Source organism: Nonomuraea sp. NPDC050786 (assembly GCF_040654115.1).
Taxonomy (GTDB): domain Bacteria; phylum Actinomycetota; class Actinomycetes; order Streptosporangiales; family Streptosporangiaceae; genus Nonomuraea.
On sequence record NZ_JBFAHJ010000013.1, the window covers coordinates 203,198 to 219,941 of the forward strand.

General features: G+C 66.1%; 12 protein-coding genes. 9 read left to right on the forward strand and 3 right to left on the reverse strand.

Annotation, left to right across the window (positions count from 1 at the left end):
* Nucleotides 1-85: 85 nt before the first annotated feature.
* The 5 genes from AB0H84_RS24600 (at nucleotide 86) to AB0H84_RS24620 (ending at nucleotide 8,057) form a co-directional block, all read left to right on the forward strand.
* Entirely contained in the window at nucleotides 86-1,066 is a 981-nt protein-coding gene (locus tag AB0H84_RS24600) for a helix-turn-helix domain-containing protein (protein ID WP_357608359.1), read from the forward strand.
* A gap of 271 nt (nucleotides 1,067-1,337) precedes the next feature.
* The gene (locus AB0H84_RS24605) at nucleotides 1,338-3,230 is read left to right on the forward strand and encodes a hypothetical protein (protein WP_357608361.1); all 1,893 of its coding nucleotides are present in this window, start codon (nucleotides 1,338-1,340) and stop codon (nucleotides 3,228-3,230) included.
* 466 nt (nucleotides 3,231-3,696) lie between these two features.
* Complete coding sequence (locus AB0H84_RS24610; RefSeq protein WP_357608363.1) at nucleotides 3,697-4,146, forward strand: hypothetical protein; 450 nt, start codon at nucleotides 3,697-3,699, stop codon at nucleotides 4,144-4,146.
* Nucleotides 4,147-4,773: 627 nt separating this feature from the next.
* Nucleotides 4,774-5,073 (forward strand): hypothetical protein, encoded by a 300-nt coding sequence (locus tag AB0H84_RS24615; protein ID WP_357608366.1) that lies wholly within the window; start codon nucleotides 4,774-4,776, stop codon nucleotides 5,071-5,073.
* Between the two features lie 113 nt (nucleotides 5,074-5,186).
* The gene (locus AB0H84_RS24620) at nucleotides 5,187-8,057 is read left to right on the forward strand and encodes a BTAD domain-containing putative transcriptional regulator (RefSeq protein WP_357608369.1); all 2,871 of its coding nucleotides are present in this window, start codon (nucleotides 5,187-5,189) and stop codon (nucleotides 8,055-8,057) included.
* Nucleotides 8,058-8,275: 218 nt separating this feature from the next.
* Here the strand turns inward: AB0H84_RS24620 and AB0H84_RS24625 are convergent, their stop codons facing one another.
* Nucleotides 8,276-9,574 carry an IS256 family transposase gene (locus tag AB0H84_RS24625; protein WP_357608371.1) on the reverse strand — a complete coding sequence of 433 codons (1,299 nt, stop codon included), beginning with the start codon at nucleotides 9,572-9,574 and terminating at the stop codon, nucleotides 8,276-8,278.
* 75 nt (nucleotides 9,575-9,649) lie between these two features.
* On the opposite strand from AB0H84_RS24625, the gene AB0H84_RS24630 reads away from it, so the two are divergent.
* The gene (locus tag AB0H84_RS24630) at nucleotides 9,650-10,870 is read left to right on the forward strand and encodes a PQQ-binding-like beta-propeller repeat protein (protein WP_357608374.1); all 1,221 of its coding nucleotides are present in this window, start codon (nucleotides 9,650-9,652) and stop codon (nucleotides 10,868-10,870) included.
* Between the two features lie 111 nt (nucleotides 10,871-10,981).
* Here the strand turns inward: AB0H84_RS24630 and AB0H84_RS24635 are convergent, their stop codons facing one another.
* On the reverse strand, nucleotides 10,982-11,797 hold the full coding sequence (locus AB0H84_RS24635) for a hypothetical protein (protein WP_357608376.1): 816 nt from the start codon (nucleotides 11,795-11,797) through the stop codon (nucleotides 10,982-10,984).
* A 364-nt stretch (nucleotides 11,798-12,161) separates the two neighbouring features.
* On the opposite strand from AB0H84_RS24635, the gene AB0H84_RS24640 reads away from it, so the two are divergent.
* The 3 genes from AB0H84_RS24640 (at nucleotide 12,162) to AB0H84_RS24650 (ending at nucleotide 13,973) form a co-directional block, all read left to right on the forward strand.
* Nucleotides 12,162-12,407, forward strand: a complete 246-nt coding sequence (locus tag AB0H84_RS24640) for a hypothetical protein (RefSeq protein ID WP_357608379.1) — start codon at nucleotides 12,162-12,164, stop codon at nucleotides 12,405-12,407.
* A 181-nt stretch (nucleotides 12,408-12,588) separates the two neighbouring features.
* Nucleotides 12,589-13,074 carry a DUF3224 domain-containing protein gene (locus AB0H84_RS24645; RefSeq protein ID WP_357608441.1) on the forward strand — a complete coding sequence of 162 codons (486 nt, stop codon included), beginning with the start codon at nucleotides 12,589-12,591 and terminating at the stop codon, nucleotides 13,072-13,074.
* 293 nt (nucleotides 13,075-13,367) lie between these two features.
* The gene (locus tag AB0H84_RS24650; protein ID WP_357608382.1) at nucleotides 13,368-13,973 is read left to right on the forward strand and encodes an LmbU family transcriptional regulator; all 606 of its coding nucleotides are present in this window, start codon (nucleotides 13,368-13,370) and stop codon (nucleotides 13,971-13,973) included.
* A gap of 65 nt (nucleotides 13,974-14,038) precedes the next feature.
* On the opposite strand, the gene AB0H84_RS24655 is transcribed toward AB0H84_RS24650, so the two are convergent.
* Nucleotides 14,039-16,216 carry an iron-containing redox enzyme family protein gene (locus tag AB0H84_RS24655; RefSeq protein ID WP_357608384.1) on the reverse strand — a complete coding sequence of 726 codons (2,178 nt, stop codon included), beginning with the start codon at nucleotides 16,214-16,216 and terminating at the stop codon, nucleotides 14,039-14,041.
* Between the last annotated feature and the right edge of the window lie 528 nt (nucleotides 16,217-16,744).

A 16,744-nucleotide genomic window follows, 5' to 3' on the forward strand; every position in this document is an offset into this window, starting at 1 on the left:
GCTTTTTCTAAAACGATACCGATGGCCTCGCCAGGCGTTTTATCCTGATTTCGTCACGCAGAAAGTGTCCACGGGGAGGACAAGGATGCCGATCGTGTTCCGGAGTGAGGATCTGCCGGCAGATCAGCGATTCGAGGCCTGGCGGGAGTTGGCCAGTCGCACACCGGCGCCGCTGGCGGTACGCAGCGACCATGAACACGATTTCCGCGCGACTTTTCGAGCTCTTGATTTGGATGCCGCCTACGTCACCTCGGCATTGGTGCCCTCACTTCGAGCTCATCGGAACTCGCGGATGATCCGTCAGTCCGACCCTGAACATTACCAGATGGAGCTGGCTCTCCACGGCAGTTTCGGAGTCTGTCAGGCGGGCCGAGAAGCCTTGATCAGTCGTCATGAGCTGGTACTCCACAGCTCTTCCCGTCCATTCATGGCGTGGTCGACGGGTAAGGGCGTCGTATCGGGTATCGCGGTGCGCGTGCCCCGTGCGCTGCTGCCGTTGCCGGCTGCTCAGGCCGACCGGCTCTTAGCACGACCCCTACGAGGGCGGGACGGGATCGGAGCTCTCCTGGCCGGATTCCTCACCTGCCTGGACATGGACGGTTACGGTTATCGCTTGAGCGATGCCACTCGATTGGGAACGATCCTGATAGACCTGGTCACCGCACTGTTCGCGCACGAGTTGGACGCCGAATCAGCCGTGCCGCCCGAGTCTCGGCACCGGACCCTGCTGTTGCGCATTCAAGCCTTCATCCAGCAGCACCTGCACGACCCGAACCTCACACCGGAGATGATCGCCGCGGCTCATCACATCTCCGTCCGGCAGCTGTACCGGCTCTTCGAGCAGGAACACTGCACCGTCGTCTCATGGATTCGCCATCAGCGCCTGGAAGGTGCCCGCCGCGACCTGGCCGACCCCCTCCAACGCAGCACGCCCATCCACGCCATTGCCGCCCGCTGGGCTTTCAGCCATCCCGCCGACTTCAGCCGCGCCTTCCGTGCCGCCTACGGGGAAGCCCCTCGCAACTACCGCCGCCAGGCCACGGACGGCAGTGGCAGGGAGCGTTAAGAAACCCGGCATACACAGCCAACGACATATTGCCTGCCAGAACGCAATAGTTGAGCCCGTCTTCGCTGCGTACACGTGAAGGAATCACATCTGGCCCATGCCGGTTACACCGCCGATCCGCGCCAGCACCCACTGCAACGTCGGATCACTTTCCCACGACACTTCCTCGCACCGCCGGCAGGGAGCTGCTGCGCCACCACGTCACGCGGGGCTGGGACGGCCGGCGGCCCGCCATGCCGGCGATGATCGGAGACGAGAACGAGGAACGCCCTTGAAGCACATCAGACCGCCCTACCACCACGTCGCGACGATCAGGAAGGTGATTGCAGAGCTTGCGGCCCTGTCGGATCGGGAGCTCGCCGTGCTCACCCGCGCCTTACGCGGCCGTCTCGCCTCGGGCGAGAGCCTGGACGACCTTCTGCCGCAGGCGTACGCGGCGGTCTCGGAGGCAATGCGCCGCACCGGCGGTCGGCCGTGCTCGGATGCCGAGTTGCGGGCCGGGATCGCGATGCACCATCGGGCGGTGGTGGAGGTCGCCGACCCCGGCGCCTGGCCTGCGGCGCTGTCCCTGGCCGTCTACCTCGGTGCGCTCGAAGGGCGCGGGGTGCACCTGATGACCGCTGACGGCGCGCCGCACACGACCGTCGTCTGCCGACTGCTCGGGCTGAGCGTGGCCCACCTGTCCGAGCACGAGGAAGACGAGCGAAAAGATGAGGCGTATGCGGCCGACGTGACGGTGGGCTCAGCCGTGCAGTTCGGCCGCGACCACCTGCACGACAACTGGCGTTGCGGACCTGGCGAGCGGATGCGGCGGGGTGCGTACCGGGCCGTGGTGGCCGACGCCGACCACGTTCTGCTCGACCTGGCCGCCGACCACGTGATGCTGAAGCGGGACGAGGACGTGCTCGCGGTCATCAGCATGGGCGCCTTTCTGCGGCTGTACGAGCACCTGGCCGGTGTGAGCGCGACGGCGCTGACCGACGCCGCCGAACTCGCCCACCACTATGGCTTGAGCGTGGAGCCGATCGACGTCAAGCGCTCCAGCAGCCGACGCGACCATCGTGACCTCGTCTATGCCACCACCCAGGCCAAGCTGGCCGCCATGGCCGACGCCGCCGCGGAACACCACGCCGCCGGCCGCCCGGTCCTGCTGCACACCATATCCGCGGAAACGGGTGAGCAACTGGCCGCGCTGCTGGCCGAACGGGACGTGCCGGTTCGCGCCGCCGACCCGCGCAGGCCGCTCGCCCACGCCGGTCGGCTCAACATCGTGACGCTCCTGGTCGAGACGGCGGCGCACGGCGAGGTCGTGCTCGGCGGAGATCTCGACCGGCTGGCCGAGGAATCCGTACTCGCCTCCGGGCTCGACCCGCTGTCGGCCTCCGACGAGATGTGGGACGAGGCCGTGGCCAATGCCCGGCACCGGCTGGAGCGCCGCTGGATCATCAACCGGCAGGGCGCGATCGACGCGGGCGGACTTGTCGTGCTGGCCGCCGAGCGATTGCGCTCACGGCGACTGGAAGCACGCGTTCGAGCGCTCGCGGGCGTCCACGGGCAGACGAGGTTCTACTGTGCCGTCGACGAAGACTGGCTCGCACCCCACGTGTCCGCGATCAGCCACCGCACGTTCCAGTCCATTGAAGGACCGGCCGAAGGATGGTTGATCGCCAAGTGGATCAACCGCGTGCAGTTGCGCATCGAAGAACGGATCGCCGCCCACATGCGCCGCTGGGCCGCCTTCGACGCCATTGCCGTGTCGATCGGCGAACGCATGTACGCCGACCGCGCCGCGCTGGTGTCGGGCGACGACCCGGTAACGGCAGCGTCGTCGCTGGTCGCGCAGGACCACGAGCAGGAACTGCGCACCAAGCCGGCTGAGCAGGTACGCGCCGCGGCGCAGGAAGCCATCGACTCCTCCTGGACGGGTTGCCTGCGCGGCTTGCGGGCACTGCTCGACGTCTACGAGGAGAAGGGGTTCCCCGAGGAGGAACTGCCCTCGTTCCGCCGGCAGGCCGAGACCATGTACGAGGACATGCGCCGCGACGCGAGCCAGAGATTGACCGACCGGCTCAGCCTGCCATCGCCGGAGAGCATGCCGTCCGCCACACAGTGGTACGTCGCTCCAGCGGAGAACCGTCCCCGCTATCCCTGGCGATCCCGCTGACCCCGCAGGCGCTTGGGCCCCAGCATCGTCGGGGGAGCTGCGCCTGCGGGAGTGGTACGCGTTTGGTTTGGTCACGGGCGCGTGACGGCCGTATTCCAGGCGACACGGGTCCCCTAGGGCATATCGGTCCTGCCGGAATGGGCTGCGTACGGGGGCACACAGCAGCGTCACCGCCGGGCTCAACTCGGCTAACACCTCGGCTTTCGTGAGGTGATCCTGCTTCGGCGATCGGGGGAGTTTTATGACCAGGAGATCGACACAGCGCCATCGAGCCGGGCTTGGAGCAGTCCTGCAAATAGTGACGGGTCTGCTTCTGTTCATGCCTGTCGGCGTATGGCTCGGCGTTCACGTGGCAGCGCCGACATGGCGTGACCCCCTGTGGGCGATGGCGTTACTTGTCTTGCCGGGTCTCATGGGAGTGGTTCCCGTCGTGCGCGCGGGTTGGAAAACACCCGAGCTGCCCCCGATGTACTTTCTGATCGGCGCAGCTCTAGGGGAAGTCGTGCGACAGGCAGCGGTGACCCTGTCAGGCGCCGGCTTCGGCAGAGCCGCTTGGATTGGTTTGTGGTCCGCAATCCTGATGTGGGGATTCTTCGTGCTGGCCGAATTGCTCCGCTTTTTAGCCGGACGTGCAGAGCATAACCCGTCAGAGGGTCCGGACGCCCCCACGACGCGTTCGCAGAAAGCAGTGTTGTTGATCGTCCTGGGCGTGAAGGCGCTGTTTGCCCGGTCGTGGCTGATCGCGCTCGAGATCGCATTCTGCCTGCTTCTCGCCTGGAGCCCGTGGTTGCTCCTGATCACCATTCCCACGAGCGTGATCTCCGCGCGGTTGTACGGCCGTTCCTTCGCTAATGCGTTTGACTTGATCAGCGGATACGCATTGCTGGCCGTGGCGTTGCTCTTGTGGCAGGGATGACCTGCCCCGCCGAAGACACTTAGCAACTGCTCTCGATCGGCTTCCGCGCCGGTAGAGATCTTATCCCAGCTTGAGCACAACGGGGGTGCGGAGATCGGGCCGGGAGGAGGGGCACGGTCCGGCGTGCAACGCCCGTCGGCAACAGCACCGCACGCTAGCGACACATCACAAGCACTGAATGGAGTAAGAATGCGATACCCGATAGCTGTCTGCGCTGGGGCGGTGATTGTGGCGACCGCTTCCCCCGGTGGAGTTCAGGCCCATGCGTCAGCGGTCACCGAGGTGCCGAAAGTCGACATGACCGCGACCGGGTTCACCGTTTCCGGCCGGAAGTTCGTGCCACGCGGAGCCAACTACGTGCGGCTCGAGAAGTCGGCCGACGTAAAGTCTATCGTTCGACCTTCGAGCCGGGCCTGTACAGCTCCGCCGCCGTTGCCGGCGTGCTCGACGACATGATCGGAGCGCTCACGCAAGAGGCCGCATCACCACGAATTCGGGGGAGTTCACTTGTTGAAGAGCATACTTTCGTTGTCCGGGACATCGGCCCCGCTACTTCAGGATGGCCTGACGACCTGGTTCGAACGTACGTGGATCAAGCTGGAGACCTGGCCCTTGGCTAGGAGGAGCGTGCCACCGCTCGCGATGCGCTGCCTGGTGGCCGCAATCAGCGAGGCCCTGACCAACCTCGAACGACACAGCGAGGTTCGCAGCGTATCCATCGCCATCACCTGGAGCGCTGAGAACGTTCTGCGTATGACGATCAGCGACGACGGCGTGGGAGACGACGTCGCCACCGTCACCCCGAAAAGCGAGGCCATGCGAATGCGAGCAGCATTCGCCGAACCCGGTGGACTTCTCCCGGTCAACAGCGTAACCAGCACGGGCACGACCATCAGCGCGATGGCGACACGCCGGGACCTACCATGATCGGGCGACCCTCGGCTCACCGGCTCTGTCCCACAGGCTCAGGAAGCGGCTCCCGATTCGGGTCCGTCCCGAGGCGGCCGGATGCGGACAGATCCTCTTGGCAAGATCCCCTCATGGGCGGGAACGGGGAGACAAGGCTCGGAGTGCTGGGATCGATCGAGGTGGTGCGGGATGGCCGGGCGGTCACCGTCCGGGCGGCCAAGCAGCGGGTGGCACTGGCGACCCTGCTGCTGAGTGCCAGCAGGCCGGTCACGGTCGACGAGCTCATCGAGCGGATATGGGACGGGCGCGCGCCTTCGAGGGCGCGAGGGGCGGTGCAGACGCACATCGCCAGACTGCGCGCCACCCTGAGCGACGACGGCCGTTTGATCGAGACCCGCGGCGGCGGATACGTGATCGAGCCTGGCTCCGCGGTCATCGACCTTCTGAGTTTCCGTGACCTGACCGGCCGAGCGGCGCAGGCGGACGATCCGGCTCTCGCGGCCGAGCTCCTGGAAAGGGCGCTGGCGCTGTGGCGAGGGCCTGCCCTGGCCGACGTGCCGTCGGACTCCTTGCACCAGGACCACGCCCCGCAACTCGCGGAGGAGCGGCTGCGGGCTCTGGAGCACTGGTTCGAGCTCAACCTCGTGCTCGGACGGCACGAGCAGATCATCCCCGAGGTGACGGCCGTGGCGGCGACGCATCCGTTGCGCGAGCGGTTATGGAGCCGGCTCATGCTCGCCCTGCATCGCTCGGGGCGGCAGGCCGAGGCGCTGGAGGCGTACCTGACCATCGCGACCCGGCTGCGCGAGGAACTGGGCGTCTATCCGGGCGAGGAACTGCGCCGCCTGCACGAGGGCATTCTGGCCGACGCGCCGGACTCCGCCGACCTGGCACCATCCGCCGAGCTCATGGCGTCCGCTCACCTGACCGCGCCTGCCCAACTGACGGCACCCGCCGGACTGCCGGTCGCGACCGTCGGCCCGGCGCAGTGGGTGCCGCGGCAGCTGCCGCCGGACATCGCCAGGTTCACCGGCCGCCACGCCGAACTGGAGCGGTTGGACGAACTGCTGACAGAGGTGGACGGGCGGGCCGGGGCTTCGGAGCCGATTGTGATCGCCGCGGTCGGCGGGGCGGGGGGCGTGGGGAAGACCGCGCTCGCGCTGCACTGGGCGCACCGGGTGCGGGACCGGTTCCCCGACGGGCAGCTCTACCTCAATCTGCGCGGCTTCGGGCCGGGCCCGGTCATGGAGCCCGCCCCCGCGCTGGATACCCTGCTGCGGGCGCTTGACGTTCCGGCCGAGCGGATCCCCGCCGACCTGGACGCCCGCTCGGCGCTGCTGCGCGACGTCCTCGCGGGGCGCCGCGTGCTGATGGTGCTGGACAACGCCAGAGATCCCGCGCAGGTGCGTCCCCTGCTGCCCGGCTCCCACTCGGTCGTCCTGGTCACCAGCCGCAACAGCCTGGGGGGTCTGGTCGCCCGCGAGGGCGCCCACCGCATCAGCCTCGACCAGCTCTCGCCCGCCGAGTCGGTCGCGTTGCTGGGCGAGATCCTGGACGCGGACCGGGTGAACGCCGAGCCCGGAGCGGCAGAGGAGCTCGCCCGGCTCTGCGCCCACCTGCCGCTCGCCCTGATGATCGCCGCCGAGCGGGCGAGCCGCCCAGCGTCCGGCGCCCTCGCCAAGTTCGTCCGGCAGCTGCGCGATGAGCAGGCCCGGCTCAACGTGCTCGACACGGGAGACGACGTGGAGGCCAACCTGCGCGCCGTCTTCTCGTGGTCGTACCACGCGCTCGATCCGGCCGCTGCCCGGCTGTTCCGGCTGCTCGGGGTGCATCCCGGCAACGACTTCGGGCTTGAGTCAGCCGCGGCGCTGACTGGCGTGGCGCCGGCTGAGGTCCGGCGTCTGCTGGACCGGCTCGTCGATGCCCACCAACTGCAGCAGCGCCGCCCGGGCCGGTACGAGTTCCACGATTTGGTACGCGCGTACGCCGCGGAGGAGGCCGCTGGGGACCCGCACGAGAGCGACGCGGCCGTGCGCCGGGCGCTGGACTGGTATTTGCACGGCGCCGCCAACGCCCGAGCCTGGCTGCGCCCTGGCCAACCCGCCATCCCCGTGCCCGAGCACGGCGTCGAGCCACCCTCCTTCGGCAACGACCGGGAAGCGCTCGACTGGCTGGACGGCGAACGGCCGAACCTGCTCGCCGCCATACGCCAGGCCGCCGAGCTCGGGCTGCACTCCCACACCTGGCAGCTCGCCGAGGCCACGTGGGTCTACTTCGAACTCCGCCAGGCATGGGACGACTACGGCGCCGCCCAGCTGATCGCGCTCGAGTCGGCCAGGCGGGCCGGCGACGCGTACGCCGAGGCGCAGGCGCTCGACGCCATGGGCAACCTCTACCACCGGACTGACCGGCTCGACGACGCGCGTGACTGCGTCGAGCAGGCGCTCCGGCTCTTCCAGCGGCTCGGCGACCGGTCCCAGGAGGCCATAGCCCTGGCCCACCTGGCGACCGTCCGCTACCTGGAGGGTCGGCTGGGCGAGGGGATCGACCTCGCGAAGCGAAGTCTGACCATCGCCAGGCAGAGCGGCGATGCCCAGGGCCAGGTGCTCGCACTCAACGCGCTGGCGGCCACCTACACACTGGCCCACCGCCACGAGGAAGCGATCGAAGCCGCAGGGGTCGCCGTCGACGTGCAACGCACGCTGAACGATCGAAGAGGGCTCGCCTACGTCATCGACAGCTTGGGCGACGCCCATGCGGGCAGCGGCGCCCTCGACGCGGCCGCGGCCCGCTACCGACAGGCACTGGAGCTCAACCGGGAGATCGGCAACCGCCGGGCGGAGGCGGTCAACCTCAAGAACCTCGGGCGGGTCCAGCTCCGAGCCGCCCGGCTCGACGAGGCCCGGGAGAGCTTGGGGGAGGCACTGCTGATCCTCGAGGACCTGGGCAATCCGGACGCCGCCCACGTCCGCTCTCTGCTCCGCGAGATCGATGGCCTCTGACCGTGCATGTCCATCCTCACCGGGCGCCCAGGCCGCTACTTAACCCTCTGGGGGATGGCCAGTGGACGGCAAGGCAGCCGTCAACAAGGGCGAATCCCTGCACCCGCTTCGGCGTGACCTGCACTATGCCCAGCAGGGCACCATCGCCCGCCCAGCCCAGCAGGGTGTGTCCAGTCAGTGGTGTATCTCGATCTTGTTTGATTATCGGGCGGTCGGGGTCAGGCGGCTTCGAAGGTGATGGCGAAGGCGTTCAGTGCGGCTTTCCAGCGGGTGATCCAGCGTTTGCGGCCCTTCCCGGTCGGGTCCAGGCTCATGATCGCCATGTAGACGCACTTGAGCGCGGCCTGCTCGTTCGGGAAGTGGCCTCGAGCCTTGACTGCCCGCCGGATGCGGGCGTTGACGGACTCGATGGCGTTGGTGGAGCAGATGACGCGTCGGATATCGGTGTCGAAGTTGAGGAAGGGCACGAATTCGGCCCAGGCGTCTTCCCACAGCTTCACGATCGCCGGGTACTTCCCGCCCCAGACCTCGGCGAACTCCAGGAACCGCTCCAGCGCGGCAGCCTCCGTGGGCGCGGTGTAGACCGGCTTGAGGGCCTTGGCGATGGCGTCCCAGTGCTGGCGGGCGGCGTAGCGGAACGAGGCGCGCAGCAGGTGAACGACGCATGTTTGGACGACGGCCTGGGGCCAGGCCTGCTCGATGGCCTGAGGCAGGCCCTTGAGGCCGTCGCAGACCACCATCAACGCATCGCCGACGCCGCGGTTCTTGATCTCGGTCAGTACGTGCAGCCAGAACTTGGCGCCCTCGCCGCCGTCGCCGGCCCACAGCCCGAGAATGTCGCGCTCGCCGTCCACCGTCACCGCCATCGCCACGTAAATCGGCCGGTTGGCGACCTGGCCCTCGCGCAGCTTCACGTGGATGGCATCGATGAACAGGACCGGGTAGACGGGGTCGAGCGGCCGGTTTTGCCACTCGGCCATCCCGTCCAGCACCTTGTCGGTGATGGTGGAGATGGTCTGCTTGGACACCTGCGCGCCGCAGACCTCGGCAAGGTGGGCGGAGATCTCTCCGGTAGTCAGGCCCTTGGCGGCCAGCGAGATGACCATCTCATCGACGCCGGACAGGCGTCGCTGCCGCTTGCGCACGATCTTCGGCTCGAAGCTGCCGTCCCGATCGCGTGGCACGCTGATCTCGACCGGCCCGATGTCAGTGATGACGGTCTTGGAGCGGGCGCCGTTGCGGCTGTTGCCTGTCTCGCTTGCACCGCGTTCGTGCTTGTCATAGCCGAGATGGTCGGTGATCTCGCCTTCCAGCGCGGACTCCAGCACGAGCTTGGTCAGCCGGCCGAGCAGCCCGTTCTCGCCCACCAGTTCCACGCCCTCGGCGCGGGCCTGGTCGACCAGCCGGGCCACCAGCTCCCGATCCGAATCCTTGGCCTTGCTCCCCTTGGGCTGCTTGCGGGCCACGCCGGCGTCCTCCAGGTCGATCTCCGTCGATGCCTGGATCACAGTACTCATCAGGTGCGTTCTCCTTGAGCAGGAGTTACACCAGTGACCGTACAGTCCCGCCCAGCATGATACGGAGGCCCGATAATGTCCCAAGGCACCGTGCCCTGCGGCGATCTGGCCCGCACCGGCCGATGTGCCGGTCCAGGCCTCGTCAGCGAACCGCAGGTGGTGCGGCGGTTCACCACTCCTGCGGGCCCTTCGCTTCCGACCGTGGCCGATGGCGTGATGTATGTGAGCGACGCCGAGGGCAATGCCTGCGCCTTCGACATCGACTCAGGCCATCGGCTCTGGCACCAGCAGCACTGCGACAATCCGCAGGATCACGACGACTGGGATTTCATGCGCCTGGAGTGGCCACCCGCTCTCACTCCCGGCCTGGTCATTATCGACACAGGTGAAGAAACCTTCGGGTGTGAGAGAAGCGATGGACAGTTGAGGTGGAAGATCGAAGGAGCAGGCAGGCCCACCGTGGTCGACGACCTTCTCTTGAGAGTCGGCATCAACGGGATAGAGGCTCTCGACGCCGCCTCGGGTCGGCTCCGCTGGCAGACCAGCGAGCGTTCTGATAACCACACTTACGGCCTGCTCTCCGTCCATCCCACCATCGCCGATGGGATGGTGCTGGTGGCCGAAGGGTTTGAGCCGCATCGCCACGAAGTTAGCGGGGTGCATGCCTTCGACCTGCGTACCGGCGCTCTGCGCTGGGAGATCTGGGGAGACGACGAATCGGCGTGCCCGCGGCTGCCGCCGTGTGACACGCCGGACGCATTGCTGTTCGCTCATCCACCCGTCTGGGCGCACGGCCTCGTATGGGTGGTCCAAGGCTGGCTACATGCCGATCACCCGAACGAACCGAAGCTGGTCGGTCTCGATCCGCGAACGGGGCGGCCGGAGCGGACGCTTACCCTGAAAGGGGCTGATGACGCGTACGAGTCTCCCGCCGGAGCGCCGATCTTCGGGCCTGATCTGGCCTACTGCCGCACGGATAAGCGGATCGATGCTCTCGATCTCGCCACCGGGACCGTCCAATGGACTCGCTACCTGGACGCATCCATGGTGGGAGCGCCATTGCTTGCCGGAAACATCCTGCACCTGGCGACCGAGAACGGCGGCCTGCAGGCGCTCGACGCCGGCACCGGCGACCTGAGATGGAGCATCGCCCTGGACGAGGCAGCCACGTGGTCGGCGGACTTCCCCGCAGATGCAGGCGAAGAGATCGGATACGAGGAGATCGCAACCCCTCTCGTCCTCATCGACGGCAGTCTCTTCGCCCGCACCGACAACGCTGTGCTCCTACTCTGCTGATAGATCAACCATTCGGCTTCTTCCAGGCGCGTCTTCGGCTGATCGGTAACTTCCACGCCGGACCGAGTTCAGGGAGCGCCGTCCGTCGGCCACAGGCGTCGCCTGGAGAGGCTATTTCGCGGTTTTGGTGGACCACAGCGGCTTGTCGCTCCTGCTGTAGACCACCGCGTTGCCGTCGTCCTGGACGAGAAGATAGGCGCCCGGGTTCGGGGCGGTCTGTGCGCCCCATAGCGGCTTCTCGCCCTTGCTGTAGACGGCGAAGTTCCCGTCGCTCTGCATCACCGCGAACGCGCCGGGACTGGGGGCGGTCTTGCTGCTCCACAGTGAGATCGTGCCGCGATAGAGCACGAGGTTGCCGTCGTCCTGCATGAGCAGCACGTACCGGCGGTTGGGCGAGCGGACGTAGTCGCCCTGCCGGAGTACTCGGTCGGCAGCCAGCTTGGCGGAGGTCATCTTGCGCTCCCACACCGGAATCCCGTATCTGCTGTAGATGACCAGGTTGCCGTCGTCCTGAACGGAGAGGGACGCGCCGGCGGAGGGTGCCGTACCGCTGGACCACAGAGGCTTCTGGGCGGCACTGTAGACGACGAGGTTGCCGTCCGGCTGCATGACGGCGGCGGCGCCCTTGCTCGGCGCGGTCCCGCTGGACCACAGCACCTGCTTGGCATCGTTGTACAGGACCAGGTTGCCGTCGGGCTGCATGGCCAGCAGATAGCGGCCGCTGGGCGAGCGTCGCGTCTCGCCCGCCGCAAGCGTCTGGCCCGACTGCAACGTGTCGCCCGCCGCCTGCCGGGCTGCGGCGGGAGCAGCCGAGGTGGCGGAGGCCACCGCAGGCAGTGCTGACACGGCCATTACGACTCCGAACGTCAGCACGGCGGCCGCGCCGCATACGTTCTTCCTGGTGAAGCCGGAGTAACCGGTCTTCATGTTGAAACTCCCATCGGAGATGCGATCGAGGAAATTCAGCTTCAGGCCGGCCGTCATGCGCCATGCGCCACCAGACGCACGCCGTCCCCCATAGAGCGGCCGGCTCGAACAGGCCCCAAGTCTGGCGACCTGCTCTGTCGCGCCACTTGCGCCGTCCTGGCACATGCCGGTCGGCGGCGTCGCCAGGACGACAGGAGATCCCGCACACTGTGACCGCATTTGAGAGAGATCTCTCCTTGGGCCGGCCACACGGCGGGGTAATGATGGCGGTGGTGGTCAGCCACTGAGCGGGCGTCACGCTGGTGTCTGCGGCCACCGTCTGCTTCTCCCTCGATCTCCGTCCAGCTACTCGAAGGATCACTCGATGGCCGTCTTCATTTCACGACGCCACGCCTGTGACCAGGCCAAACTCGTACACCACTCCCGTGGCCGCAATCTTACGGGCGTGCTGGCTGCCTACGAGGCCCGCTCCAATGAGCATCGCCCGCATCGCTCCCTGGGGCAGGCCGCTCCGCTGCGAGCCCTTCCCGATCCGGCCGAGGACGATATCGAGTTCATTCGACGTGACGGCCTCGGCGGGCTGATCCACGATTACGTGCAGGTCGCATAAGGCGCCCGAGTCCTTGGCACCCAGCCTGAATTGTCCTCGGACAAGGACATTCTCGCGTCAGTCGGGCGTCAGCGTCACGCCAGCGCTCGCTGCAAGACTTCTGCAAACAGCAACGCAGCAGCGAGAACAGGAGCCACCGATGGCCGACACACGGATCGAGCACCGCCACGCGACCGGCGCAATGGATGTCAAGCTACGAGGCCCACCCCAACGATCAACCCGCCGAAGGGCCGGTACTGGTCCGCATTCATGTCGTCGAAACATTCTCTGGCGACATCGAAGGGAGGGCTTCGCCGAGTTCTTGCAGACCGTCAACGATGATGGGGCCAGCTTCGTTGGCGTCGAGTGTGTGATCGGCACTCTCCACGGCGGTGCTGGAACCTTGGTCCTGCGAGATCAGGGGACGCTGAAGGCCGCCACAGTCACCGGAACCTGGCGCGTCGTCCCCGGCTCCGGTGAGTTGCGTGACCTTCGCGGTGAGGCGCACGAGTCGGGATGTGGATGTGCCGACATTTTTTGGGACAGCGATAGCACATTGAGAAGGCATCGTTCATCGCAATGTTTACATGCGCACTCAGAGCCGGGTCGCGGCGAGTGCTACAGCAAAAGTGTGATCACCGGGACGCTTTGGCTCAAGAAGAAGGGTTTAGATAGATGCGAATCATGAAATGGGCAAGTATGGTGTGCCGAGCATGGGGCGATCGGCAATCGGCTGCTATTACACAGCCCTCCATTACGTGCCCCGGCGGCGCCTGTTGTCTCGATCCGAGGGGTTGGTGGTTTACGGAATCGTGATACGTGGTAACGGGGGTAGCATTGCACACTGGACCCAGCCCAAGACAGTCACACGGGACAATGAAACCGCACGAGGCAGCAACTTCGGCCGCACCGCATGCCGTAACAGCCAGCATAGGGGGACTGCCCATCGGATCGGGTATTCGCGTTCACAAAGCGGGCTTGTTGTTCACGTCCAAGCAGAGCCTGAACATGTGGGAACAGGTCGGCAGCAGGCTCTTCGCCATCAGCGATTCCTCGACCTGGTGGATTGCCGATTGGCTGGTCTACGGCGAGACCACGTTCCAGGACCGGTACGAAGAAGCAATCAAGCGGACATCGCTGAGCTACCAGACTCTTCGCAACTACACCTGGGTGGCTCGTAGGTTCCCGCTGCCCCGTCGACGGCCGGGGCTGAGCTTCAGTCACCACCTCGAGGTCGTGGCCCTCGAGCAACCGGAGCAGGACTACTGGCTGCGGAAGGCTGAAGAGCTGAGCTGGAGCAGGAACAAGCTGCGCGCCGAGATCAAGGGAAGCCTTCTCACTCGACGGGGCGAACCGGCACTGCCGGACGTCGAGGGTTCCACTGGCGCGGACGGCGTCGACACCGCTGCCGGATCCGCCCCAGCAGCAGCCCGCGGCAACTCCGGCCCGACGCCCGAAGCGCGCCTCCTGCATCTTGAGCTCTCCGCCGAAGATCTGTCACAGCTCAAAAGAGCCGCCAACAGGGACGGTGAGCCGCTCGAGACCTGGGCCGCGGCGATACTGCGGCAGGCCGCAAGCCGATCCTGACTGTTTCGAGGACCGTTTCGAGCCGCGCGCTGGGAGGCACCACCATCGTCTCCAGCGCGCGGCTCTCAGGTCTTTGCGCTGCACCTGTCCTCGGCGCCAGGCCGAGGCAGCGGCGGGTGCAACGACCGGAAGCCGACTCTGATCCGCTCCCACGACTTCTCGGCCGCCTCCGCCCCCAGACGCGTGCACAGCCCGGCGAGGTAGATCTCGATCGCGTCGGCCGCCCAGGCCGAATGACCGGTCGCCACATTGTCGATGGTGTTGTGGATGTCGAAGTACTCGCTGCTGAAGCCGTGCGCGCGAACGTTGAACCGCTCACGCCGATACGTTCCGCCGACCCCCGACAGCTCCATCGCGAGATTGAGCCCGAGGGTTTCGGGCAGAAACCTTCGTGGAAACCTGTTGATCGACAGCCAGTAGACGGGCAGCTCGAAGGATTCATCCCGGAAACCCGGCCAGTCGGCGAACTCGAGAGACGCTGTGGGCGGTAGATCGAATCCCATCTCGCGCATGAGTTCGCGATAGATCAGCGGATGGTTCAGTCGACGCTCGCCGTTCCCGAGCTCGTCAAAGTACGTGGCGAAGAGGAAATGGCCGAAATCCGACGATGCCTGCCGATAATCGGTGAAACCCGAAAGCCAGCTTCCGTCGATTAAATTCAACGGCGCCATCTGCACATACGTGTCGATGACGAGGTCACGGGCCGGCGCCTCCAGGTCACCGAAGGCCTGGAACAGTTCGTCCTGTTCGTCGTGCTGGTCGAGGAGCCATTTCCGAAGGCTGCCGGGCTGCCAGGTCCGAGGAGGTTTCCGAACCCGTTCGATGCCCGCTCGCGATCGGTCCAGCCAATCGGAAACGTAAGTGAGCGCATACCGACGAAGCTCAGGCGAGTCGCCTCGGCGGAGCAGCCGATGGTAGGCCAGGCGAATCGTTGCCGGCACTTCGTCGTCGACAATGACTCTTCGTGCTGCGGCCAAGCCAGGCGGAGTTGTGCGGGAGACGTCGGTTCCGATCGATTCCCCTCCGTCGGTCTCCAGCGTGGTGGACCGGCCGGCCCCCGGCGATGAACCTGCGCTCTGCCCGTTGTCCTTCCCCAGAGACGCGATCCACCGACGGATCACGCCCACGTCTTCCGGGGAGAAGATCCGGAACATCGGCCCGGCAGCGTCGACAAGGCTGCCGAGGAGTCTGCTGCCATCCGGCTGCCCCGGCTTCACCAGTCTGCTCGCGGCCAGCGCCGCCATGAACCCTTCGGCGCCGCCGTCTCTGGCATCCAGGAACCAGTCTCTCAGCGACTTGCCGTCGAGCAGGAAGTCGTCGTGATACACAGCCGCCTGCCGAGCGCGCAGCCGAAGCATCTCCGCCATCTCGAACGCCGGATCGAGAGCGTTCTCGACATCAGTGCGCAATTCATTGCTCCACTCCTGCACTCGCGCAAGAGCCCATTGTGCGCCGTGCAGCAGTCTCGCCGCTTCGCCGCCATTGGCTGCGATGAAGGTTCGCGCGATCGTGAGCGATGTGTCGCGGGTCTGCCGGCCGAGATCGATGGAATCCCACCGCGCCTCGATGTGCAGACTGTTCCGCAGGAATCCAAGGGGCGGCAACAGACCCATCCACCGGAGGCAGACGTCGGCGCCCAGCAATTCCGCCAGGAACTCTTCACCGCAACGACTCATGGCCAGCATCACACTGGGCAGCTCGAACGCACAGTCCAGCGTCTGGGGTTCAGCCGCCAGGCGCGATTCCGGCACTGCTCGACTCGCGAGACCGAGATCTTGGAGGAGGTCCGAATAGCGGCTTCCCCGGTCGGACCGCGGATGTCCGACCCCCACGTCTGTCGCATACATGCCAAGCACGAGGGTGCTCAACTCGCTGTCGCCGTTGCCCGATGAGACGAGCCACTGGAGCCAAGCCCCTGAGACCAGGGCCATCGGTGCGCTGTTCAACGCGATTCGACTGACTATCGACGACTGGGTGTCGGCGAATCGCGGGGACTCGGCGATGAGTCGATAGCATTCACGCTCGGCGTCCGCCCATTCTCTGGCGCGACGCAGGATGTGGTCAAGCTCAGCAACAGGCTCTCCATGGGCTTCACCGGCGTGCCCTTGCCCGTGGATCGCCTGAGCCAGATCGTCGACCATGGCATTGGAGAGCAGGATCTCTTCCGGATCACTCGCCCTTACGTAAAGAACCCGATGGGCGCAAAGTTCATCGCTGGGAAACTGGGATTGATCCACGGTCATCTGAAAATTCCCCCAGGTCTGCGCAACATCGCGAAGAATCCAAATTCGCCGAGACGGACGGATCGGTCTACTACGCAGCAGTACCGTACCCCAAGGTCGATGCGTCTCCGGAAGCTAATCGTCGACTCCTGTCTCGCCAGCAAGACAAGAAACGAGGTCGGGAAGCAGTTCAGCGCGGTGTCAATTAGGAAAGTGCGTACTCTTGCCGGTGACACCCACATGGCGGCCTGTGGATACCTCACACGCCCGTCATAACCCCGAACCGACCAAAAGTCACGACCCGGCCTGCCTGCAAGTTCAATTTGGGTAACGGCCGGGACCGCCCTGTCCGCTGTCTCGCCGGCAAGACAGAAGCCGATGCGGTCCTATGTCGGTCGGCGGCGTTCTGTTTCTCCTGGGTTGTCCGTCGCCCTTTCCGGCATGAGGGAAAACCTCTTGGGATCAGTAGGCTGACTTTTCGATGACAGAACAGAATTGGTGGGAGTTCCTTCGTGTCCGGATTGCTTGACAAGAATTGGATAGGACATG